Annotated in this window: 19 protein-coding genes and 3 tRNA genes; 8 read left to right on the top strand and 14 right to left on the bottom strand. The window is 60.0% G+C overall.

What is annotated here, in order from left to right; genetic code table 11:
• Nucleotides 1–61 precede the first annotated feature (61 nt).
• From QSJ80_RS04300 to QSJ80_RS04310, 3 genes are all read left to right on the top strand, one after another.
• Entirely contained in the window at nucleotides 62–472 is a 411-nt protein-coding gene (locus QSJ80_RS04300) for a hypothetical protein (RefSeq protein WP_285763070.1), read from the top strand.
• A 139-nt stretch (nucleotides 473–611) separates the two neighbouring features.
• On the top strand, nucleotides 612–1,010 hold the full coding sequence (locus QSJ80_RS04305; protein ID WP_285763071.1) for a hypothetical protein: 399 nt from the start codon (nucleotides 612–614) through the stop codon (nucleotides 1,008–1,010).
• A 230-nt stretch (nucleotides 1,011–1,240) separates the two neighbouring features.
• Nucleotides 1,241–2,986 carry a tetratricopeptide repeat protein gene (locus QSJ80_RS04310; RefSeq protein ID WP_285763072.1) on the top strand — a complete coding sequence of 582 codons (1,746 nt, stop codon included), beginning with the start codon at nucleotides 1,241–1,243 and terminating at the stop codon, nucleotides 2,984–2,986.
• A gap of 199 nt (nucleotides 2,987–3,185) precedes the next feature.
• On the opposite strand, the gene QSJ80_RS04315 is transcribed toward QSJ80_RS04310, so the two are convergent.
• Entirely contained in the window at nucleotides 3,186–5,153 is a 1,968-nt protein-coding gene (locus QSJ80_RS04315) for a S8 family serine peptidase (protein ID WP_285763073.1), read from the bottom strand.
• Here QSJ80_RS04315 and QSJ80_RS04320 point away from each other — a divergent pair.
• Complete coding sequence (locus QSJ80_RS04320) at nucleotides 5,152–5,454, top strand: hypothetical protein (RefSeq protein ID WP_285763074.1); 303 nt, start codon at nucleotides 5,152–5,154, stop codon at nucleotides 5,452–5,454. The genes QSJ80_RS04315 and QSJ80_RS04320 overlap by 2 nt on opposite strands.
• 157 nt (nucleotides 5,455–5,611) lie before the next feature.
• Here QSJ80_RS04320 and QSJ80_RS04325 read toward each other — a convergent pair.
• The 9 genes from QSJ80_RS04325 to QSJ80_RS04365 all read right to left on the bottom strand — a co-directional run bounded on the left by QSJ80_RS04325 (nucleotide 5,612) and on the right by QSJ80_RS04365 (nucleotide 12,955).
• A tRNA-Gln gene (locus QSJ80_RS04325) sits at nucleotides 5,612–5,686 on the bottom strand.
• An 11-nt stretch (nucleotides 5,687–5,697) separates the two neighbouring features.
• Nucleotides 5,698–5,774 (bottom strand) — tRNA-Met (locus QSJ80_RS04330).
• A 110-nt stretch (nucleotides 5,775–5,884) separates the two neighbouring features.
• A complete protein-coding gene (locus QSJ80_RS04335; RefSeq protein ID WP_285763075.1) occupies nucleotides 5,885–6,799 on the bottom strand; it encodes a DMT family transporter in 915 nt (304 codons plus the stop codon).
• A complete protein-coding gene (ychF, locus tag QSJ80_RS04340) occupies nucleotides 6,792–7,883 on the bottom strand; it encodes a redox-regulated ATPase YchF (RefSeq protein WP_285763077.1) in 1,092 nt (363 codons plus the stop codon). The genes QSJ80_RS04335 and ychF overlap by 8 nt, the downstream gene beginning before the upstream one ends.
• A gap of 13 nt (nucleotides 7,884–7,896) precedes the next feature.
• Complete coding sequence (pth, locus tag QSJ80_RS04345) at nucleotides 7,897–8,490, bottom strand: aminoacyl-tRNA hydrolase (RefSeq protein WP_285763078.1); 594 nt, start codon at nucleotides 8,488–8,490, stop codon at nucleotides 7,897–7,899.
• A gap of 27 nt (nucleotides 8,491–8,517) precedes the next feature.
• Nucleotides 8,518–9,153: a 50S ribosomal protein L25/general stress protein Ctc gene (locus QSJ80_RS04350; RefSeq protein ID WP_285763079.1), complete on the bottom strand. Its 636-nt coding sequence runs from the start codon at nucleotides 9,151–9,153 to the stop codon at nucleotides 8,518–8,520.
• 242 nt (nucleotides 9,154–9,395) lie between these two features.
• Nucleotides 9,396–10,496 (bottom strand): dipeptide epimerase, encoded by a 1,101-nt coding sequence (locus QSJ80_RS04355; RefSeq protein WP_285763080.1) that lies wholly within the window; start codon nucleotides 10,494–10,496, stop codon nucleotides 9,396–9,398.
• A 21-nt stretch (nucleotides 10,497–10,517) separates the two neighbouring features.
• Nucleotides 10,518–11,831 (bottom strand): SH3 domain-containing protein, encoded by a 1,314-nt coding sequence (locus QSJ80_RS04360; protein ID WP_285763081.1) that lies wholly within the window; start codon nucleotides 11,829–11,831, stop codon nucleotides 10,518–10,520.
• A 191-nt stretch (nucleotides 11,832–12,022) separates the two neighbouring features.
• Nucleotides 12,023–12,955, bottom strand: a complete 933-nt coding sequence (locus tag QSJ80_RS04365) for a ribose-phosphate pyrophosphokinase (protein WP_285763648.1) — start codon at nucleotides 12,953–12,955, stop codon at nucleotides 12,023–12,025.
• Between the two features lie 440 nt (nucleotides 12,956–13,395).
• Between QSJ80_RS04365 and QSJ80_RS04370 the strand changes: the two genes are divergently transcribed.
• The 4 genes from QSJ80_RS04370 (at nucleotide 13,396) to QSJ80_RS04385 (ending at nucleotide 17,673) form a co-directional block, all read left to right on the top strand.
• Nucleotides 13,396–13,725 (top strand): hypothetical protein, encoded by a 330-nt coding sequence (locus QSJ80_RS04370; RefSeq protein WP_285763082.1) that lies wholly within the window; start codon nucleotides 13,396–13,398, stop codon nucleotides 13,723–13,725.
• Between the two features lie 15 nt (nucleotides 13,726–13,740).
• Nucleotides 13,741–14,202, top strand: coding sequence for a phage holin family protein (locus QSJ80_RS04375; protein ID WP_285763084.1), 462 nt, complete (start codon nucleotides 13,741–13,743; stop codon nucleotides 14,200–14,202).
• 35 nt (nucleotides 14,203–14,237) lie between these two features.
• Entirely contained in the window at nucleotides 14,238–15,899 is a 1,662-nt protein-coding gene (locus QSJ80_RS04380) for a peroxidase family protein (protein WP_285763085.1), read from the top strand.
• Between the two features lie 196 nt (nucleotides 15,900–16,095).
• Entirely contained in the window at nucleotides 16,096–17,673 is a 1,578-nt protein-coding gene (locus QSJ80_RS04385; protein WP_285763086.1) for a sulfatase-like hydrolase/transferase, read from the top strand.
• A gap of 118 nt (nucleotides 17,674–17,791) precedes the next feature.
• Here the strand turns inward: QSJ80_RS04385 and QSJ80_RS04390 are convergent.
• The 4 genes from QSJ80_RS04390 to QSJ80_RS04405 all read right to left on the bottom strand — a co-directional run bounded on the left by QSJ80_RS04390 (nucleotide 17,792) and on the right by QSJ80_RS04405 (nucleotide 21,272).
• A tRNA-Gln gene (locus QSJ80_RS04390) sits at nucleotides 17,792–17,866 on the bottom strand.
• A gap of 11 nt (nucleotides 17,867–17,877) precedes the next feature.
• Nucleotides 17,878–18,729, bottom strand: a complete 852-nt coding sequence (ispE, locus tag QSJ80_RS04395; protein ID WP_285763087.1) for a 4-(cytidine 5'-diphospho)-2-C-methyl-D-erythritol kinase — start codon at nucleotides 18,727–18,729, stop codon at nucleotides 17,878–17,880.
• 82 nt (nucleotides 18,730–18,811) lie between these two features.
• Nucleotides 18,812–19,432 carry a lipoprotein insertase outer membrane protein LolB gene (gene lolB, locus QSJ80_RS04400; RefSeq protein WP_285763088.1) on the bottom strand — a complete coding sequence of 207 codons (621 nt, stop codon included), beginning with the start codon at nucleotides 19,430–19,432 and terminating at the stop codon, nucleotides 18,812–18,814.
• Nucleotides 19,401–21,272, bottom strand: a complete 1,872-nt coding sequence (locus QSJ80_RS04405; RefSeq protein ID WP_285763089.1) for a tetratricopeptide repeat protein — start codon at nucleotides 21,270–21,272, stop codon at nucleotides 19,401–19,403. The genes lolB and QSJ80_RS04405 overlap by 32 nt, the downstream gene beginning before the upstream one ends.
• Nucleotides 21,273–21,371 lie beyond the last annotated feature (99 nt).

Raw genomic sequence — 21,371 nt, forward strand, 5'->3', positions numbered from 1 at the left:
AAATATGCTGGCGCCACAATCGTCTAGACTTTCTGCAGGTTTACTCGTTTCGGAAATTGAAATGCGGATTGCAACAGGGGCGGCCCTCGCCTTGGCAGTAGCGTTGCCGCTCGTGCTGTCAGGCTGCGCGGGTGTTTCCCAGCAGAAGTTCATGTCTACCCAGCAGCGCCTGTCCGCGGCGGGCTTTCACATGATGATCGCGGATTCTTCCAGCCGCCAGAGCTATGCCAGGGGCCTGCCGCAACAGCAGGTGGTACCGCAGCAGAGTCGCGGCAAGCTGAAGTTTGTGTTTGCCGATGTGGAGCACTGCAACTGCTATTTCATTGGCAACGAAGCGGACTACCAGCGCTACCAGGCGCTGACCCAGCAGGAAAAAGTCGCGCGCATGCAGCGTGATGCGGCCCGGGCTAATCGCGATGCCGCCTACCGGTGGCGTTATGGCTGGTGGGGCAGGCCCTATTGGCGCTGGTAGGAATTACGCTTGGGGTCAGAGCGTTAGCTCTGACCCCTTTAATCCGACTCTTGGGGTCAGAGCGCATGCTCTGACCCCTTAAATATATCGGGTCAGAGCCTTGGCTCTGACCCCAGAAGTAAGACCAGAGGTAAAGCCGATGCTAAGAATTTTTTCACTGAGCCTGATAGGTGCGCTTCTAGCCATGCTGGCCGGCTGCAGCAGCACTGGCAGCAGTGCCACGCAGAACAAACTCTCCGCAGCGGGCTTCAACATCAAGTACGCCAACTCGTCGGAAAAGCAGGCGCATTTGAATGCGTTACCGCAACGGCAGCTGGTGCCGCACAGTCGGGACGGCAAGATGGTTTACGTGTTCGCGGATGCAGCCGGTTGTAATTGTGCCTATGTCGGAACCCCGTCGGAGTACCAGCAGTATCGTGCGATCGCACAGCAGGAAAAGGTCGCCCGCATGGAGCGAGATACCGCGCGCATGCAGCGCGATGCGGCGCTGAACTGGCATCGCTGGGGGCGGATTGGCCGTCCGTACTGGCACTGGTGAGATGCGTGGGGTCAGAGCTTTGGCTCTGACCCCCTAAGTTCACATAAGTTGATGGTTGGGGTCAGAGCGAAAGCTCTGACCCCTAAAGTGTCTACGCTCTGCCCCGATAGTACGATGGTTTCCTTTTTTTATTTTTAATAATTCCGCTAGACTGCTGTTTGGTTGGCCGTACTCACTTCCCGGTCAAGCCTGGCGAAAAAATAAATCTAAAGAAAATAGCGGAGCGCGTTATGAAGAAAGTAATCTTTCTGCTCGTTGTGCCCGTAGTACTCCTCGGCGGTTGTGGCCGCGACACCTCGGAAAGTAAGCCTGCAACCGTACCAGACAGCGAAGTCTCAGCTGCCGAATCATCCACGGCTGCATCGGAGAAAATGAAAGTCGATGCTGACCTTCTGGCACGCGCCAAGGCGCCGCTGTTGGACGGCCTTGGAAACTTTACCCATCCCATTACGACATCTGATCCGGCGGCCCAGCGTTACTTCGACCAGGGCATGATTATGGCGGCCGGTTTCAACCACGCAGAATCCGTGCGCGCATTCCAGGCCGCACAGCGCCTCGATCCCAACTGTGCCATGTGTTTCTGGGGTGAGGCCATGGCGACCGGCCCCAATATCAATGTGACCTCCAAAGGGAAGGCCGTGATGCAGCCGGATGACCGCGTGCGCGCGCACAAGGCCATCACCAGGGCGCAGGAACTGGCAAGTAGCGCAACGGCAAAGGAGCGCGATTACATCGCGGCGCAGACAGTACGGTACAACGGTGATATCGAGACGGACCGCGACCCGCTGGATCGCGCCTATGCGGCGGCAATGCGGGAGCTCGCGGCTAAATACCCGGATGACGACAACGCACAGGCCATGTTTGCCGAGGCGTTAATGAACACCATGCCGTGGGACTACTGGCTCGATGGGGAAAACCCGAAACCCGAAACCGCGGAAGTGATTCTTACACTGGAAAACGTCATCGCACGCAATCCACGTCACCCGCTTTCCCTGCATCTGTACATCCACGCCGTGGAGGCGTCTTCAAGGCCAGAGCGTGCTGAAGCTGCGGCCGACACGCTGGCAGACCTTGTGCCTGGTTCCGGGCATCTGGTGCATATGCCCGCGCATATCTACTGGCGGGTAGGGCGTTACCACGATGCTTCGGAAGCAAATGTGCGTGCGGCCAGGGTCGACGAAGATTACATCGCCCAGTGCAACGCCCAGGGTTTCTACCCGGCGCTCTACTACCCGCACAATATCCATTTCCTGTGGGCTTCGGCCTCCATGGAAGGGCGCAGTGAGGTTGCGATAGAAGCCGGGGAAAAGGTGGCGGCCAATGTTCGTATGGAGCAGATCGAGCAATATCCGGCGGTCGAGTTCTTCCAGACTATTCCGTTGCTGTCGCTGGTTCGCTTCGCGCGCTGGGACGATATCCTGTCGCGACCGCAGCCACCGGAAGCGCTGGAGTATTCTAATGCAATATGGCGATATGCGCGCGCGGTAGCGCTGTCCCGTCAGGGGAAACTGGACGCGGCCCGGGCCGAGATCGAAGCGATGCAACCGCTGATGGAAAATGACGCGATCTATTTCCTCGACGGCAATGACTATCCTGCTAGCCAGATTCTTTCGATCGCCCAGTTGTTGGCGCAGGGGGAGTTGGCGCAGGCTGAAGAAAACTGGGACGAAGCGATCGCTGCACTTGAAAAGGCTGTGGCGCTACAGGATGCGCTTCCTTACATGGAGCCGCCATTCTGGTATTACCCCAGCCGCCAGTCGCTGGGGCACGCGCTGTTGCAGAAAGGGGCTTTTGAAAAAGCGGAGGCGGTATACCGCAAGGACCTGGAGCAATACCCGCGCAACGGCTGGTCGCTGAAAGGGTTGGCACTGGCGCTGAGAGGCCAGGATAAAAATGCGGAAGCCGCAGACGTGGAAAACCGCTTCGATAAACTCTGGTCGCGTGCGGATGTGAAGCTGTCCAGTTCGGTGCTGTGATAAAAGGGGTCAGAGCTTCCGCTCTGACCCCGAGGGTCGATAAGTGGGGTCAGAGCGAATGCTCTGACCCCGGAAATAGAAAGGGCCAAAACGAATGCTCTGATCCCGGAAATAGAAAGGGTCAGAACGAAAGTTCTGACCCTAGAAATCTGCCAGAAAATAAAAGGGTCAGAGCCAAGGCTCTGCCCCCTTCCATCTTCTAGTTATTGTGCCAGTACGCATCCAGCTGCACACCGCTGGCGCCGTTGCGGGTTGCCTTGACGCCGATATGCCAGGTACCTGCTGTAGGCGAGTTGATGGTGCAGGACTCATTGTTGCCACCACCGCCATCTTTACAGTCAAAGTCCTTATTGGTCGGGTTGGCTCCGAACTTCACATACAGGTTCACGTTGCCGCTACCGCCGGAAGTGGAAACTTCCAGGCGTGAGGCGCTGGCCGGTACATCGATGGTGTAATACTTCCATTCGTTGCGGCCGAAGCTCAGGTCGGTCTGGGTGAAACCATCGGAAGTCGGGGAGCCGTCGCTCACGCTTACGGACTGCGCATCGCTGTTGGTCGCACCTTCGTTATCGGTAACCGTCAGGCTTACGTTGTAAGTGCCGGCGGCCGCGTAGGTGTGGCTCGGGTTCTGTGCAGTGGAGGTATTGCCGTCGCCGAAATTCCAGCTCCAGCTGACAATGCTGCCATCCGGGTCGGAGCTGCTATCGGTGAAGTCCACCTGCAGCAGGTTGGCGGCATGGCTGAAGCCTGCGTTCGGCGGCAGGTTGCCACCACCGGAGCCGCCGATAGCATCGATGGCCGCGCTGGCATCGATAATGCCCGCGCCACAGCCACCGGCACACTCACCGGGCATGGGGCGCGCGGTGCTTTTCAGGGCAGCTTCAATTTCGGCCGGCGTGGCTGAAGGGTTGGCGGCATACATCAGGGCGGCAGCGGCGGCAACGTGCGGTGCAGCCATCGAGGTGCCCTGATAGTACACATAGTTTTCAGCGCCTGGACCCTGGGAGCCGTCGTTCAGGGTTGAGGCCACGCCATCCGGACCGTTTACATTGACCTCGCCGCCCGGGGCTGTCACATCCACCGCACCGTAGTTGGAGTAATAGGCCAGGTTACCTTCGCGGTCGTTGGCCGCCACATTCACCACATTGTTACAGCTGGCGGGGCGATAGTTGGCGGACTCATCGCTGCTGTTACCCGCGGACACAACCACGGTTGCACCGTTGGCGACGGCGATGTCGATGGCGCTCTGGTAGGTTGCGTCACAGGCGCCGTTGCCACCAAGGCTCATGTTGATCACCTGCGCCGGGTTGGCGTTGGCCGGTGCGCCGGCAACACTGCCACCGGAAGCCCAGATAATGCCGTCGGCGATATCAGACAGGTAGCCACCACACTTGCCCAGTACGCGCACGGGCACAACCATGGCACCGAACGCGGCACCGGCGACACCCTTACTGTTGTTGGTGACGGCGGACACGGTGCCGGCGACATGGGTGCCGTGCCAGCTACTGCCCTGCGGGCTCGGTGGGTTGAACAGGCCGCACTCGTGCGCGCTCAGCCAGTCACCCGGGTCGCTCGGGTCTGCGTCACGGCCGTCGCCATCGTTGGCCACTGCAGTGTCATTGATAAAGTCGTAACCCGGCAGCAGGTTGCCCACCAGGTCGCTGTGGTTGGTGTAACCGGTATCCAGAACCGCCACGACCGCACCTGTACCAGTCTGCTTGTCCCAGGCTGCTGGCAGGTTGATGCCGCCGATGGCCTCATAGTAGTGCCACTGGTTGGCATAGAAGGTGTCGTTGGGTTCGTAAGTGGGTTGCATCAGCGCATCTTCCTGCACGCTGAGTACGTTGGGGTCGGATTCCAGTCTGCGCATCAGGGAGTCCAGCGCAGGGCCGGAAAGTCTGCTCTGCAGTCGGAACACCTGCCGGTCCTTCATGCCCATTGCGCGGACATGGTTCATGGCGGCACCGCCGCGCGAGGACAATGCGCCGGCCTGGCTGCGCCAGTTACGGGCCTGAGTATCTTTATATTGCACGATGAGTCGCTGCGGCACGTTGGAAAAGTCTGTGCCCATATCGCGTTCGATCGCGTAGGTGTTCCCGATGCTGAGTAAACCGCCTGCGAGTATCCCGGCTATCAGCCGGCGCAAGGCGCGGAGTTGGTAATGCATGAAAAAGTTCTCCAGGTTTTGCTTATTCTTGTTGGCCGTTGATGGGGCCATTGGAGCACTTCGCTCTGGTAAGACGACTGCCGAAGGCGCACTTGTGATGCTGCTTCAACATAGGAAAAAAGGTGCTACTGAAAATGTGAAGCAGGTCGCGGGCTACGAAGAAAAAAATGCCTGTCCCAAAAGTCATGCGGTAAAGCGCGCCAGAAAAGTGAAACGCCCGCCAAATGATAGGTGGGGTCAGAGCGAATGCTCTGACCCCAAAAATAGAACCGCACGGCTGGGGTCAGAGCCTTGGCTCTGACCCCATAAATGAAAAAGGTCAGAACGAATGGTAGGGGTCAGAGCGCAAGCTCTGGCCCCAAGAATAAAAACGCACTGCTGGGGTCAGAGCCTTGGCTCTGACCCCAGAAATCGGCAATAAAAAAGGGTCAGAGCTTGCGCTCTGACCCTTTCAAATATGGCTGGGGTGGTAGGATTCGAACCTACGCATGACGGGATCAAAACCCGCTGCCTTACCGCTTGGCTACACCCCAGTAGAGGAAAATGGTAGCAAGGGGGAGACTTGAACTCCCGACCTCAGCATTATGAGTGCTGCGCTCTAACCAGCTGAGCTACCTTGCCACACTACCCCCGGAATCGCCTGTTGGCTCAACCGAGGGCGCGCATTATCGGCAGAGCAGGACGGCGTGTCAACCCTCTTTTTAACGCCAAATCAAAGACTTGAGGAATTTTTAGCGTCGGCTCAGGGCGGTCACCAATGACCCGCCAACCACCAGCATTGCACCCACCCAGCTCCACAGGTTCAGTGGTTCCACCTCGATATAGTCGGGGCTGTAATGCGCCACCACCGACGCCGTCACCAGGGTAATCACCGGCACCAGCGCCAGCGATGCAGACACCCGCGAGGCATCCCAGACCTGCATCGCCGCGGCAAAGGCACCATAGGCAACGATCGTATTCAGGGTCAGGAATGCCAGCAGGGCCCAGGCCAGCGGTGACAGGCCTACTACACTGGCCGGCTCCGCCATGGGCAGGAAGGCGAAGGTGCCGAGGATATAAATCAGTGCCAGCAGGTCCTGGGTGCCCACATGTTTCAGCAGTTTCTTCTGGAAAAAGCCGTAGGTGGCCCAGGTAATCGCGGCCACCACGATCAGGCCAACGCCCATCAGGTAACGCGGGTTGCTGCCAGAGAGCATTTCACCGAAGCGCTGGTTGAAAAACAGCACTAGCCCGGCCACCACCAGCACCAGACCCATGGCCTGTTGCCGGGAGAAATCCTCGCCCAGCCAGATCACGCTCGCTAGTAACAGTAGTAGCGGTGCCAGCTGGATGGTGACCTGCGCCGCACCCGGTGTGGAGAAGTGCAGCCCCAGCGCGTAGCTGATGTAGTTCAGGATCAGGCCGGCGGAGGCAATGCAGGTGAGGGCAATAAGCGGCCGGCTGAACAGGTGCCGCAGGTTCAGGGTGCCGCGGTAGTGGTACCAGGCGATAGTGAAAATGCCGGCGCCCACAAACCGATACCAGGTCACCGTGGCAGGGGAGATGTCCTGCAGCAGGCCCTTCATCGCCACGGGCAGCAGGCCCCACATCAGGGCGGTGGTCATGGCGAGGGCGAAGCCAAGGCGCCATGACTGTGTGTTAGACATTGAAGCGGAAGTGAATCACGTCGCCATCGGCAACGATGTAATCCTTGCCCTCGAGGCGCCACTTGCCCGCATCCTTCGCGCCCTGCTCGCCGTTGTGCTCGACATACTGGTCGTAGCCGATCACTTCTGCGCGAATAAAGCCCTTCTCGAAATCCGTGTGGATTTTGCCCGCCGCCTTTGGCGCGGTGGCTCCGACAGGGATGGTCCATGCACGTACTTCCTTCACGCCCGCGGTGAAGTAGGTGTGCAGGCCCAGCAGCTCGTAACCAGCGCGAATTACGCGGTTCAGGCCCGGCTCATCCATGCCCAGGTCTTCGAGGAATTCCTGCTTTTCCTCGTCGTCCAGTTCGGAAATCTCGGACTCGAGTTTGTTGCAGATCGGCACTACCACCGCGTTTTCGTTCTTGGCGATGGTGCGCACGGTGGACAGGTACGGGTTGTCCTCGAAGCCATCCTCATCGACGTTGGCGATGTACATGGTCGGCTTCACCGTCAGCAGGGTCAGCTCTTTCAGGTCCGCCAGTTCGTCGTCGCTCAGGCCGAAGGAACGCAGCGGCTTGGCCTCGTTCAGGTGTGGCAGGATCTTCTCCATCAGCGCCTTCATCTTGATGGCGTGCTTGTCCTGGCCCTTGGCCGCCTTGGCGAAGCGTGCCTGTGCTTTTTCCACGGTGTCCAGGTCTGCCAGCGCCAGCTCGGTGTTGATCACCTCGATGTCTGCGGCCGGGTCCACCTTGTTGGCCACGTGGATCACGTTGTCATTTTCGAAGCAGCGCACCACGTGCGCGATGGCGTCGGTCTCGCGGATGTTGGCCAGGAACTTGTTGCCCAGGCCCTCGCCCTTGGAGGCGCCCGCCACGAGGCCGGCAATGTCGGTGAACTCCATGGTGGTGGGCAGCACTTTCTGCGGGTTGACGATGGCCGCCAGCTTGTCGAGGCGCGGGTCCGGTACCGGTACCACACCGGCGTTCGGCTCAATGGTGCAGAACGGGAAATTTTCCGCGTCGATGCCGGCTTTGGTGAGTGCGTTGAAAAGGGTGGACTTGCCCACGTTCGGCAGGCCCACGATGCCACATGTAAAACCCATGGTTTGTTCCTGTTTATTTGGTGTGCAGCTGCTTCATGGCTGCACTCCAGGCACCGCTTACGGCGAGAGGCATGGTGTCGAGCGACTTTTCTATCGCATCGCCCAGCGCATCCTGCTCCGCAATCGGCGCGCGCTGTAAAACATAGTTGACCACATCGCGGGCATTGCCCGGGTGGCCGATGCCGAGGCGCAGCCGCATGAAATCACGACTGTTCGCCAATGCGCGAATGATGTCCTTCAAGCCGTTGTGCCCGCCGTGGCCGCCGCCGGCTTTCAGCCGTGCAACGCCTGCATCCAGGTCCAGCTCGTCGTGAGCCACCAGGATTGCCTGTGGCGGTATCTTGAAGAAGTTCGCCAGTGCGCCAACAGACTGGCCACTGCGATTCATATAAGTGGTGGGGATCAGCAGGCGTATGTCCTGGCCGTCGATACGGACACGGCAGGTCAGGCCTGAATATTTTGCGTCGGGGGAAAGCTGCCCGCCAGAACGGCGGGCGAGCTCGGTGACAAAGTCTGCACCGGCATTGTGCCGGGTCCGGTCGTACTCGGGGCCGGGGTTACCCAGGCCCACGATCAACTGAATCGGCGTTTCCGGTGCTTTAGACACTGTCTTTATCTACGGTCAAAGAGAATATTACTCTTCGCCGCCTTCTTCGCCTTCAGCAGCTTCTTCGCCTTCAGCTTCAGCTTCTACCGCAGCGCGTGGCTTGTGGATGGAAGCAACAACCAGGTCGTGGTCGTGGGACAGGTCGGTGGACTCAACGCCTTCCGGCAGCTTCAGGTCGGAGATGTGCAGGTTGCCGTCCAGCTCAACGCCAGCCATGTCCACTTCGATGAACTCAGGCAGCTTGGAGGCCGGTGCAACAACGTCCAGCTCGGTCAGGGTGTGCTGGACAACGCCGCCAGCTTTCACGCCTGCACAAACGTCTTCGTTGATGAAGTGCAGCGGTACCTTCACGTGTACCTTGGTGTTGGCGGATACGCGCTGGAAGTCAGCGTGCAGGATCACAGCCTTGGCCGGGTGACGCTGCAGGTCACGCAGGATCACGGTTTCGGTCTTGCCGTCGATATCCAGGTTGATCACGGAAGCGTAGAAAGCATCGTTTTCCAGCTGCTTGACCAGGTCCTTGTGCACGAGGGAGATGGAAACCGGATCCGCCTTGCCGCCGTAAACGACAGCCGGAACCAGACCTTCCAGGCGACGCAGGCGGCGGCTCGCACCTTTCCCTTCATCGCTGCGGAGTTTTGCAATAACAGTAAAATCAGACATGGTAAAAACCTCGGGTTGTCTGACCGGAGCTTCCTGCGACCTGGATGCCCCGGCATTTTTCAAACCCGGGCGCCGCAGCCGTAAAGGCGCGAATTGCCCGGAATAAAAGTAAAAACGCCCGAAGTGGTGCTGCGGCCGGGACCGGTCATCGCTATAGACTGACGGGTCTGGCGGGCACTCCGCTTCGAGCGGCGGCGTATTTTAAGGGAAACGGCGCGCAGATTAAAGAGCCATCAGCTTGTTTAGATAGCCGTCAGGCCCCGAATATGCCCGGGACCCTCGATACCCAGCCCCGGGCTGTGATTCAGCTCGATGGACGGTCCGTCAAAACGGGTGGCCCCCGTGACCGCGTCGTACTGGCACAGGCCCGGCGCATCCAGATCGATTTTCTGGATGCCTGCCCCGAATGCCGAGGTCAGGTGGGCTGCAGCGGCGGCGCTGATGCTGGTCTCCAGCATGCAGCCCATCATGCACTCCGCCCCGTAGAGCCTGGCGATCTGCGCGATCAGCAGCGCGCGGCTGAGGCCGCCGGCCTTCATCAGCTTGATATTGATGATGTCGGCGGCGCCCTGTTCCAGCAGGCGGATGGTCTGCATGGGGCTGAATACGCTCTCGTCCGCCATTACCGGCGCCGCGACCCGCTCGCGGATATAGCGCAGCCCGGCAATATCCTCCGCCGGCACCGGTTGCTCCAGCAGCTCCGGCACTATGTCGCGCTTCTCCAGTATCGCCAGCGCGCGCACCGTTTCCTTGGCGCTCCAGCCCTGGTTGATGTCCAGGCGCAGCTGGATGCCGTCGCCCACCGCCGCGTGCACAGCGGTAATGCGCTCCAGGTCTTCGGCAACATCGTTGCCCACTTTCAGTTTCAGGATTCGGTAGCCATTGGCGACCGCGTGGCTGGCGTCCGTCACCATTTTCTTGGGCGGGTTCACGCTGATGGTGAGGTCTGTCTGCAGGGGGCTGCCGTCGCCTCCGAACAGTTTGTACAGCGGCACCCCGAGGCTGCGTGCGCGCAGGTCGTAGAGGGCAATTTCCAGTGCTGCCTTGGCACTGTAGTTACCTTCGATGCCGCCGTGCAGGGTATCCAGCAAGCCATTGAAGTCTTCCAGCGGGCGACCGATCAGCAGCGCGCTGAGCGGGTCGCGTATCACCCCCGCAATGGTATCCAGCGTTTCGCCGGTGACCTTGGCGGTGGCCGGCGCCGCGCCCCAGCCACAACTGCCGTCATCCGTATGTATCGCGACCACGATGCTCTGCGCGCTGTTAACCTCGCGTACCGCCGTCTTGAACGGTGTGTGCAGTGGCACCTCGAGGCGGTAGAGGTCGATCGCGCGGATATCCACTCTGGTTCTCCGGGGCGGGGTTCAGGGCGCGGCGATGCGCTTGATGGAGGTGAGGCGATCGAGGTAGCTCTCTTCCTCGGTCGCATGCAGGGACAATAGCGGGGTCACCACCACGCCATTGATCTGTGCCTCGCTCAGGCGACCGTCGCGATGTTCGATAAACGCGGTGGACAGGTCGTGGATCACGTAGGGCTCGCCGCGGTGTTCGCCCAGCAGGATCAGTACGTGCCCGGGCAGGTAGAGCAGGTCGCCGGGCAGGGCCTGCCGGATTGCAGCCAGCTTTTCCTCGTTGGAGGTGTCCTTGTCAAAGCGCACATTGATGCCGTATTCGGCATCGCCCTGCTGGCCGGAATTGCGCGGCATGATGGCGCCGCAGCTGCGGAAGATCTCGCTGACAAAACCGGTGCAGTCGCGGCTGTTGCCGCTGTGGCCCCAGCCGTAGCGTTCGCCCAGGAACTTGAATGCCTGGGTCAGGACATTGCGCCGGGTCAGTGGCAGTGGGCCGCGGCGTACATCCTGGTGCAGTGCGATCAGCGCCGGCTCCAGTGCCAGCGTACCCTTCCAGGAAATGGTGGGTAGTAATGCCACGCGGCTGGCGCAGCGATGCTGGCCGTGCAGCGTCGGTGGCAGGGTGTTTTCGTCCGCCTCCGGCAGGTGCGCGCCCATGTCCAGCTGCACTTCGCTGGTCTGCGGGTTTTCCGGGTTGTAGTTGGTAAAGGCCTTGGCACCGGTCACCACCAGCGCCTGGTCCGGGTGGCGGTAGGCGCCGATGTCCTGGCGCGTACAGGCCGCGACCGAGCGCCGGTGCACCCAGCCGCAGTAGTTGTAGCTGCGCACAAACAGCCAGTGCTGGTCGGCGCTGCGGTGCAGTACCGCAAGCCCTTGCCCCGGAAAGAAGGCTGATTCCTGCATGCGGTCCAGGATCTGCACAGTGTCGTCATCGAACACCGGGGTGTCAGCGGGGAAGCGGCGCAGGCTGGTGCGGCGCACCACCAGGCCGTAGGTCACCGGGTTGTCATCGGTGAGGTCATCCAGCGCCAGCTGGTCCTTCAGCGCCTGAATGTCTTCCTCGCTTACGCGGTTGCCATCGGCAAAGAAGCGGAACTTGGGGGTGGGGTGGCTGATGGACTCGATGATGGGCTTGAGTTCCTGCGCGGCGAAGGATTCCGGCAGGGTCAGGATATCCACCACACTGGCGCAAAGGTCTGTGACGGAGCGATTGAACGCCGCGAGCTCACTGCCTTCCAGCAGTGGCGTGTCCGGCTCGGGACACTTGTCCAGCCAGAACTCGGCGAGATTGGTTTCGCTGTCGCAGTCCGGGATTTGTGGGCCCATATAAGTCGCTGTAGGTTTGGGACGAATGGGGTCAGAGCTTTGGCTCTGACCCCATTTCTATTATAGGGGTCAGAGCTAGCGCTCTGACCCCATAAGTCGATATCCCCGCAGGGGTCAGAGCTTGCGCTCTGACTCCTTCAATCCTTGACTATTGGGGTCAGAACCTAAGTTCTGACCCCATTAATCCGTCCTCAAGTCCGGAACATCGCACTCAGCGATTCTTCATTACTGATCCGGCGCACCGCTTCCGCCAGCATGGAAGACAGGGTCAGCTGGCGGATCTTGGCGCACTGCTCCGGCTTGTCGCCCAGCGGGATGGAGTCGGTGACCACCAGCTCGTCCATCACGGAGTTGTTGAGGTTGTCGATCGCCGCACCGGACAGCACCGGGTGGGTACAGTAGGCAACCACCTTGGTGGCGCCGTGATCTTTCAGGGCCTTGGCCGCGTTGCACAGGGTGCCGGCGGTATCCACCATGTCGTCCACCAGCAGACAGGTGCGACCTTCCACATCACCGATGATATTCATGACCTCGGCTACGTTGGCGGCCGGGCGACGTTTGTCGATGATCGCCAGTTCGCATTCCAGGCTCTTGGCCACGGCGCGGGCGCGCACAACACCGCCGATATCGGGGGAAACCACCACCAGGTTCTCGTAGCTCTGGCGCTCGATATCGTCCAGCAGCACGGAAGAGCCGTACACGTTATCCACCGGTACATCGAAGAAGCCCTGGATCTGCTCAGCGTGCAGGTCCACGGTCAGTACGCGGTCGATGCCCACGCTCACCATCATGTCCGCAACTACCTTGGCGGAAATCGGCACGCGCTGGGAACGCACGCGGCGATCCTGGCGCGCATAGCCGAAGTAGGGCACCACCGCGGTGACGCGGCCCGCGGAGGCACGGCGCAGGCCGTCCACCAGCAGGATCAGTTCCATCAGGTTGCGGTTGGTCGGCTGGCAGGTGGACTGCACCACGAATACATCGCGACCGCGCACGTTGTCGGTGATCTCGACGGCAATTTCACCGTCAGAGAAGCGTTTGACTATTGCCTCCCCGATCGGGATGGCGAGACGATCAACAATTTTCTGGGCAAGTTCCGGGTTGGCATTCCCCGTAAAGACCATTAAGTCAGACACTGGTGGATCCTGGCTGGTTTGGTTGATAGGAAAGAGTTTAGCCCGATGTTGGCGAAGAACTGGCCGCCACCCGGACTCGTCGGGCGCGATTATGACGGATTTTCAACAAGAATTCGCGACCAATTGTGCCGCCGGAAAAAATTGCAGATCGGGCAACGCGGGAAGGGTGCGAACCGGGCTGAATACGGCGTGTGCCGCCTCCAATTCCGTTGTGGTTCGATCGTGCCATCTAAGCTTTCCACAGGCGTGGGTCACCGGCCCCCGGATTACCCCCAGAAGTAGTGGATCAAGTTGTGGATAACTGGTTGAAAGCCGAGCCCAAGGCACAGCATTCGGGTGCTGCAGCAAAGTGTCGCAAAATTATACTGACGCTGGCTGGCGCACCTGCCGGGGCCGGCGTCACTGACCGAGCCTGAGTGAGGTAACAGATGGCAACGAAAGAAGAAATGAAAGCGGAAATCGAGGAGCTGCGGGCAGAGTTGGAGGCGCTGCAGGGTAAGTCGCGTTCTTCCAGCGTGGCCGATGCGAAGGCGGCGGTCGAGGGCATGAGTGCCGATGTGAAAGCGCGCCTGCAGGAAAAGGCGAGTGACATGCGATCCGCGGTCGACGAAATTGTAGAGGAGTTGGGTGAGCGCGATGCGCGCCTGAAAAAACAGCTCAGGAATGCCTACGACGAATTTGAGCAGGACATCCAGAACACCAAACCTACCACCCTGCTGGCGGTGTTCGCACTCGGCTTCCTGTTGGGCAGGCTCTAGGCTGGGGATATTGCGATGAGTGATTCCGTAATGAAATTACAGCTGGTGGCGCGTGCAGAAATGGCGCTGCTGAAAGCGCAGACAAGGCAGTCCGCGCGGCGTGCTGTGTGGATGGTGATCGGCGGCATCTTTGCGTTGATCGGACTTGCGATGCTGGCCTTTGCGGCCTACCTCTCCATGAAAGACGCGCTTGGCGAAAACTGGGCGGCCGTGTGCGTTGCCGCAATCGCGTTCGTGCTTGCCCTGGTGCTGGTACTGATAGGGCGCGGCCAGAGTCAGCCTTCGGAAGAGGAGCGGCTGGCGCGGCAAATCCGGGATATGGCCTATGCCGAACTGGATAAGGACATACAGCAGGTGCGTAACCTGTTTGGCTCCGGCAGCACTGACAGCAGCCTTGGTCTTGCGGGCCTCAGCAGCATCGGACCGCTGCTGGATCTTGGGCTGGGGCTTTACCGGCGCAAGAAAAAGCGGGGGTAACGCTTGGGGTCAGAGCGTAAGCTCTGACCCCTGGGATGAAAGGGGTCAGAACCAAAGTTCTGACCCCATTAATTCAAAAAACAGGGAGTTTGTGTGCCATGAAGGCGGGGATAGGTTGTCTACTTGCTTCAGTTTTAATTTTTAACGGCATTAATGCCAGTGCGACCTCTCTCGATGAATACCGGTCCTACGACGGCACGGGAAACAATCTGGTTCAACCACAATTCGGTGCAGTCGGTGGCAAACTGCTGCGGCTGGTTGCGCCCGCCTATTCCGATGGGGTCAGTGCGCCTTCCGGTAGCTTGCGTCCAACCCCCAGAGTAATAAGCAATGCGCTCTGCCAGCAGGTTGCGCCGCGGCCGGACGGCAGTGGATACACAAGCATGTTATTCCAATGGGGTCAGTTTCTGGACCACGACCTTTCGTTGACAACTGCAGGTGAAGAGGCTGTCCCGATTCCCATACCGCTCGCTGATCCGATATTTCCACAGGGGGCATCCATCCAGTTCCGCCGGTCTGTTTTCGATCCGGAAACGGGAAGTGTGGATACGCCCAGGCAGCAACTCAACGAGGTGACTGCGTTTATCGATGCATCCCAGGTCTACGGTTCGGATATGGTACGTGCCACTGCTTTACGTACAAATGACGGTACGGGCATGCTGGATACCAGTCGCTTCGACTTGCTCCCTTTCAACACCTATGGCCTGCCAAACGATGGCGGGCCTGATGCAGATTTTTATGTGGCCGGGGATATCCGGGCCAATGAACAGGTGGGCCTTACCGCGCTGCATGTGCTGTTTGTGCGCGAGCATAACCGCCTGGCAAGGAATATTCGTCGAAGTGACAGTAGCCTCTCTGGAGAGGAGATCTATCAGTATGCACGCGCGTTGGTCGGTGCGCAGATGCAGGTAATTACCTATAAGGAATTCCTGCCCGCGGTGCTGGGGCAGGGCAGTCTCGCACCATATGTTCAATATTCACCGTCGACAGACCCGGGGATTGCGAACGTGTTTTCGACAGCTGCCTTCCGTTTTGGGCACAGTATGCTCGGCAGTGACCTATTGCGGCTGAAAAATAATGGTGGATCCATACCTGAGGGGAACCTGAGCCTGCGCGATGCATTTTTTACCCGCTTTGAGCTGAATCCGGAGTCGGGAAAGGGTATCGAACCGCTATTGCGGGGGCTTGCTTCACAGGTTGCCCAATCAGTCGATACAAGGGTAGTGGACGGCGTCAGGAACTTCCTGTTTGGCTTGCCGGGGCAGGGCGGGTTTGACCTTGCAGCGCTGAACATCCAGCGCGGCAGAGATCATGGACTGGCTGGCTACAATGCGGTGCGGGTTGCACTCGGGTTGGCACCGGCAAGCGATTACGAGGATATCAGCAGTGACCCAGAAGTGAGCGCCCTTTTACGTCAGGTTTATGGCGCCGGCAACGCGAGTCAGGTGGATCTCTGGATCGCTGGGTTGGCAGAAGATCCGTTGCCCGGTGCAATTGTCGGTCCGCTGTTCCATCAGATCATCCGCGACCAGTTCGAAAGGCTGAGGGATGGTGACCGATTCTGGTATCAGCGAGTGTTTAGCGGGGAGACTTTACAGGAACTTGAAAATACAACCCTGGCGAAAATAATTAGTCGCAATACGCGGATTTTGCCTAAAGAACTGAATGAAAATGTTTTTCTTAATGGATGGCGATGAAAGGGGCCAGAGCCAAGATAATTGGGGTCAGAACCAAAGTTCTGACTCCGCAAATCTGCCGGGAAGTAAAAAAGGGTCAGAGCGCGAGCTCTGAGCTCTGGGATGAAAGGGGCCAGAACCAAAGTTCTGACCCCATAAATCTGCCGGGAAACATATAGGGGTCAGAGCTATGGCTCTGAACCCATGGGTAATCCGCATGAAAACCATCAAACGATTCTTTTTCTTCTTACTGCTATTTGGCTGCACAACCACCCACGCAGAAGTGCAACCGGACGGCCCTTTCCTCAAGGCCAAGGAACGCTTCGGCAGCAAGTGGCAGAAACAGGATCAGGTGATCGATGAAAAACTTGCGGAGCTGCGCAAGCGTTTCGGCAAGCGCCCCAATATCGTTTACATCCTGACGGATGATATCGGATGGGGTGAGCTCGGCTGGCAGGGTGGCGGCAAACATCGCGGCGCGCCCACGCCCACCCTGGATAAGCTGGCCTTTGAGGGCATGCGTTTCTGGTCTGCCTATGCAGAGCCTTCCTGCACTCCTACCCGTATCGCTATCATGACCGGGCGTCATCCGGTGCGTACCGGCCTGCTTTCAGTATTGTGGCCGGGGCAGGAAGATGGTTTGTCCCCGGAAGAGGTCACCGTTGCGGAGGTCCTCTCCGACTCCGGCTACAACACCGCCATGTGGGGCAAGTGGCATCTTGGTGACCTGGAAAAACACGCACCGGAAAACCAGGGTTTCGATTACGCCTACTATGGCTTGTTTAACGGCGCGCCGGATTACTGGCAGGCCAGCTTTGAAGACAAGTCTGGCACTTTTCCGTTTGCGGATTTTCCTGGCTATGCCGAGTACAAGGCCAGGACCGGCATCGACCTTTCCGTCGCCGGCTATGTGGGACAGAAGGGCAGGGGACGCAAGCCGATTCCCGGTATTGCCGGCAAGCTGGGGCCGGAGCGACAGGAAGCGTTCGAGAACGAATCGATCAAGCAGATCAGCGGCTGGATAAAAGACAAGGCCGATGATGACAAGCCGTTCTTCATCTACTGGGCCAGTTACGCGCTGCAGATTTCTGCATCCAAGGAGTTCCTGAACGCACCGGGTGTGGACAAGAACAACCGCCAGGCCTCGTTTATGGTGCTGCACAACAAGCACGTGCAGCAGTTAATGGATACTCTGAAAGAAGCGGGTGTGGCTGAGAACACCCTGGTGGTGTGGATCTCTGACAATGGACCCATGTACGCCTTCTATCCGACCTCCGGTTACACCCTGTTGAAGGGGGCCAAAGGCGATGTCACCGAGGGCGGTGTGCGGGTGCCGGCCATGGCCTATTGGCCGGGGGTGATCAAGCCGAACCAGGACCCGAAAGACTTCCTGCACGTCACGGACCTTTTCACTACCGCGGCGCGGCTGGCCGGTGCGCTGGACAAGGTGCCGGGTGATCGGGTGACCGACGGCATTGACCAGACACCGTTATTGCTCCTCGGTGAGGGCAATTCCAGGCGCAACTACATGTTCCATTACGGGGGTGATGTGCTGGGCGCAATCCGTTACGAGAACTTCAAGATTCATATCAAAGCCGCGCACGGTGGGTTACCGGGAATGGATTTTTTCAATATCCGGCGCGACCCCGGGGAAAAATATGGTGCGCTGTATCCGGGCCTGTTTGCCGTCTCGCCGATCCAGATGCTGATGCGCCAGCACCTGGGCATGGTGCGCAAGTTCCCGCACCGGCCGCCGGAGAATCCGGATTCGGGGGAAGTGACGCCGCATGACTGATGCGTGGGATGATTGGGGTCAGAGCCAAGATAACTGGGGTCAGAGCGTGAGCTCTGACCCCATAAATCAGCCGGGAAATAAAAAAGGGTCAGAGCGTGAGCTCTGACCCTTTCATGTATGGCTGGGGTGGTAGGATTCGAACCTACGCATGACGGGATCAAAACCCGCTGCCTTACCGCTTGGCTACACCCCAGTAGAGGTTTGTCACTGAGCCTGCAGTGACAAATGCGCGGGCGAAACATTCACGCCCCTCGCAACAAATCCCCTGAGTCCATCCGGCGCCCTGGCAAGTACCTGGCTGGCATCCTGCTCGCTGTCGAAGCGGGCAAATACACTGGCACCTGTGCCGGTCATTCTTGCGGGGGCATACTGGCTGAGCCAGAGCCTGGTTTCCCGCACCTCAGGGTAGAGGTCTTCCACCAGTGGCTGGCAGTCATTGTGCCCGTGCCCCTCGTGGAAGCGCGCTAATGTAATGGGGGCCGTGTCTCTTGTCAAACGCGGATCGGTGAAAACCGCCTGGGTGCTCACGTGACAACCAGGTGTCAGCACCAGGAAGAAATCCTCAGGCATTTCAACAGCTTGTAGCTGCTCGCCGACACCTTCCGCCCAGGCCGTGCGCCCGCGCACGAACACCGGTACATCCGCCCCCAGCTGGCGCCCCAGCTCTGCGAGGGTGTCCAGGTGCAGGCCAAGATTCCACAGTTTATTGAGCCCCAGCAGGGTGGTTGCCGCATCACTGCTGCCGCCGCCAATGCCGCCGCCGGCTGGCAAGCGCTTCACGAGCTGCAGCTGCGCGCCCGGTTTTTTCTGACCTGTGTGTTCCTGCAGCAGTCGCGCTGCGCGATACACCAGGTTCTGCTCCAGCGGCACATCCGTGAGCGGGCTCTCCAGGCGGATATCACTGCTGTCGCTGCGGGCAAAGCGGATCTCGTCGCCAAAATCCAGCAACTGGAACAGCGTCTGCAGCTCGTGGTAGCCATCGGGGCGACGCCCGAGGATATGCAGGAACAGGTTCAGTTTGGCCGGCGCGGGCAGGCTGAAGTCAAAATGCGGCACAGGGTCGGCTTTCCAGGGGAATCTAAGGAGAATTGCAGGCGCGATAAATTAAAACTACAGGCGCGATTCTAAATGCGCCGCCTCAGATGCGCCAATCCTTGATCACCAGGGTGACCCGCACCAGCTGGTTGGCGACGGTGCGCTCCGCGCGGATCTTGCCGGGCAGCCACAGGCTGCCGCGTGGCTGGTAGTTGGAAAAGTTGAGCTGCCAGCCGGCCTGCTGCATGGCGCTGATCTGCTGACTGTCGTTGCGGGTCATATTGGAGGGGGCGCTGCCGGGTGCGGGCAGGCCGCGGACCCAGTACTTGAGTTCTTCCACCGGCATGGACCAGCCAAGGGCCTCGTACAGCAGGGTCTGGGGGTGGCGCGCACGGCGTGTGGGCTGGCCGCTCTGCTTCAGCGTCACGCCGCTGGCGTCACCATCGATGACCGTGCCGCCCATACCCAGCGGGCCAGTGAGGCGGATGCGGTAACTGTCACGCGCCTGCTCCCAGTTCAGGCTGGCACTGCCGCTGTTCTCCGGTGCGCGCACGCCGAGCTTGCCGCTGATATGCCAGCTGTGCAGTTGCTCGGGACTGCTGGCATCGGCGCCGGCACCGGCACCCGGGAAGACTGAGCGCTGGCTGGCACAGGCACTCAGCAGTGCGGCCAGCAGTATGACAACCCAGGCTTTATTGATCGGGAACTTCCGGTGGCGGCACATCGGCGGTGGTTTCTCCTGTCGGGCCGCCATTCGGCCCCTTCAGTCGTTGGATTACGCCCGGGATGATGTGACTATCCGGTTTGATCTGCAAGCCCTGGTCCCAGATCTCCTGTGCCACCTCTTGCTCGCCGGTGACCCACAGCACCTCGCCAAGGTGCGCCGCCACCTCGTGGTCCTGCAGTTTGTCGAATGCCTGGCGCAGGTAGCGGATCGCCTCCTCGTAATTGCCCTTGCGGAAATGCACCCAGCCCATGCTGTCGATAATCGCCGGGTCATCGGGCTTGAGCTGCAGTGCGCGCTCGATTAACACAAAGGCCTCGTCCAGGCGCTCGCCGCGATCGGCGAGGGTATAGCCGAGCGTGTTCAGGGCCACGGTATTGTCCGGGTCCATCTCCAGCAGCTGGCGCAGGTCCTGCTCGAACAGCGCCATTTTGCCGCGACTCTGGTTGGCTATCGCCCGCGCAAACAGGATGCGGCCATTGCTCGGGAACTGCGCCAGTGCCTTGCTCAGCAGGGCGTGCACATTGTCGTACTGCTGGTGCTGGGCCAGGATCTCCGACTCGATCATGTAGAAGTCGAGGCCGTTGTTCGGGTGTCGCTCGCGCAACTCGTTGAACCAGCCGTGGCTCATGTCGTGGGCACCGGCCGCGGTCAGCAGACGGTTGCCGCGCTGGATGGCCTTCAGGTAATCCGCGTTGCCCGGCTCCACCTTGCGATAGTGCTGGACTGCGGAAGCCACGTTGCGCTGGTTCTCGTAAATCTGGCCCAGGTAATAGTTGGCGGACGAGACATGCTTGTCCATCTCGATCAGGCGCTGGAACAGCTGCTCGGCGCCCTCATCCGGTGCCAGCTCGAACTGGATCACCGCCAGCGAGAAGATCACGCTGTCGTCGTTGGGGTTGCGCTCCACCAGCACCGCAAACTCATCGCGTGCCTTGTCCAGGTCCTCGCTCGCCAGGAAGCGCGCGTACTGCAGGCGCAGGTGATGGTTGTCCGGGTAGGCCTCGAGCATGCGCGACAGCAGGCTCAGTGCCTCCTCCTTGCGCCCCAGGTCGTTCAGCACGCGCGACTCCAGCAGCGGCGCATCCACCAGGTTCGGATCCACCTCCTGCGACAGGCGCGCATGCTTCAGGGCCTCGTCCAGCTGGCGCGAGTTATGCAGCAGGATGCCGGTGCCCAGCAGCAGTTCGGCGTTGCGCGGGAAGGTCTGCAGCAGGCGCTGGTATTCCGGCAGCACCCCGGCCAGGGCGGCCTGGTCACCGGCTGCCCGTGCGGCGATGGCGGTCATGGGCGCGTTAAAGCCGTTTTCCATCAGGCGCTCGCAGTAATACAGCGCCTCGTTCAGGCGCCCGGCCAGTGCCAGCTCGGAAGCGGCGGTGGTCAGGGCGGCGGGGTTCTTCGGTTCCAGGTCCACCCACAGCTGGGACGCGCGCAAGGCCGCGCGGCGGGCATTCAGGTAGCGCGCAATTTCGGTGGCACGTGCCGCCACACCGGGATCGCGGGTGGCCTCGGCCTGCTGGTAGTAGTTGGCCATGGCGATGTCGTACTGCTCGCGATTGCCCGCCACTTCCGCCACCAGCAGGGTATAGAAGGTGTCGATGGGGAATTCCCGCACCGGGGGTTCCGGCGCTTTCTCCGGCGGTGACAGCTTCACCACCGGCAGTTCGGCCGCGATTTCTGGGGCCGCTTCCGGCTGTACCTGCGGCGCGGCGCCTTGCTGCGCGCAGGCAGACAGCGTCATTGCCAGGGCAAGGGCCAGCGCCATCCGGTTGGGGCGGCCCGGGGCCAAACGGCCGGAAAAGAGGTCAGAAAAGGCAGCGGTTCCATCGCGAGCAGGCATTGGCAAGTCCGTTTATTCTGTTGGATGACGCACGAGGCGCATGGCATTTCACAATTTTAGTCCTTTCCTTATATAGGCATGCCGGCCGCGGCGCAGATT

The organism is Biformimicrobium ophioploci, assembly GCF_030270605.1.
GTDB lineage: Bacteria > Pseudomonadota > Gammaproteobacteria > Pseudomonadales > Cellvibrionaceae > Biformimicrobium > Biformimicrobium ophioploci.

Excerpts from the sequence above, each read along its gene's own strand:
- QSJ80_RS04300 (WP_285763070.1), top strand. The coding sequence starts at position 62 with ATGCGGATTGCAACAGGGGCGGCCCTCGCCTTGGCAGTAGCGTTGCCG.
- QSJ80_RS04305 (WP_285763071.1), top strand. The coding sequence starts at position 612 with ATGCTAAGAATTTTTTCACTGAGCCTGATAGGTGCGCTTCTAGCCATG.
- QSJ80_RS04310 (WP_285763072.1), top strand. The coding sequence starts at position 1,241 with ATGAAGAAAGTAATCTTTCTGCTCGTTGTGCCCGTAGTACTCCTCGGC.
- QSJ80_RS04320 (WP_285763074.1), top strand. The coding sequence starts at position 5,152 with ATGAAAAAGTTCTCCAGGTTTTGCTTATTCTTGTTGGCCGTTGATGGG.
- QSJ80_RS04315 (WP_285763073.1), bottom strand. The coding sequence starts at position 5,153 with ATGCATTACCAACTCCGCGCCTTGCGCCGGCTGATAGCCGGGATACTC.
- QSJ80_RS04335 (WP_285763075.1), bottom strand. The coding sequence starts at position 6,799 with ATGTCTAACACACAGTCATGGCGCCTTGGCTTCGCCCTCGCCATGACC.
- ychF (WP_285763077.1), bottom strand. The coding sequence starts at position 7,883 with ATGGGTTTTACATGTGGCATCGTGGGCCTGCCGAACGTGGGCAAGTCC.
- QSJ80_RS04350 (WP_285763079.1), bottom strand. The coding sequence starts at position 9,153 with ATGTCTGATTTTACTGTTATTGCAAAACTCCGCAGCGATGAAGGGAAA.
- QSJ80_RS04360 (WP_285763081.1), bottom strand. The coding sequence starts at position 11,831 with ATGGGCCCACAAATCCCGGACTGCGACAGCGAAACCAATCTCGCCGAG.
- QSJ80_RS04365 (WP_285763648.1), bottom strand. The coding sequence starts at position 12,955 with ATGGTCTTTACGGGGAATGCCAACCCGGAACTTGCCCAGAAAATTGTT.
- QSJ80_RS04370 (WP_285763082.1), top strand. The coding sequence starts at position 13,396 with ATGGCAACGAAAGAAGAAATGAAAGCGGAAATCGAGGAGCTGCGGGCA.
- QSJ80_RS04375 (WP_285763084.1), top strand. The coding sequence starts at position 13,741 with ATGAGTGATTCCGTAATGAAATTACAGCTGGTGGCGCGTGCAGAAATG.
- QSJ80_RS04380 (WP_285763085.1), top strand. The coding sequence starts at position 14,238 with ATGAAAGGGGTCAGAACCAAAGTTCTGACCCCATTAATTCAAAAAACA.
- QSJ80_RS04385 (WP_285763086.1), top strand. The coding sequence starts at position 16,096 with ATGAAAACCATCAAACGATTCTTTTTCTTCTTACTGCTATTTGGCTGC.
- lolB (WP_285763088.1), bottom strand. The coding sequence starts at position 19,432 with ATGTGCCGCCACCGGAAGTTCCCGATCAATAAAGCCTGGGTTGTCATA.
- QSJ80_RS04405 (WP_285763089.1), bottom strand. The coding sequence starts at position 21,272 with ATGCCTGCTCGCGATGGAACCGCTGCCTTTTCTGACCTCTTTTCCGGC.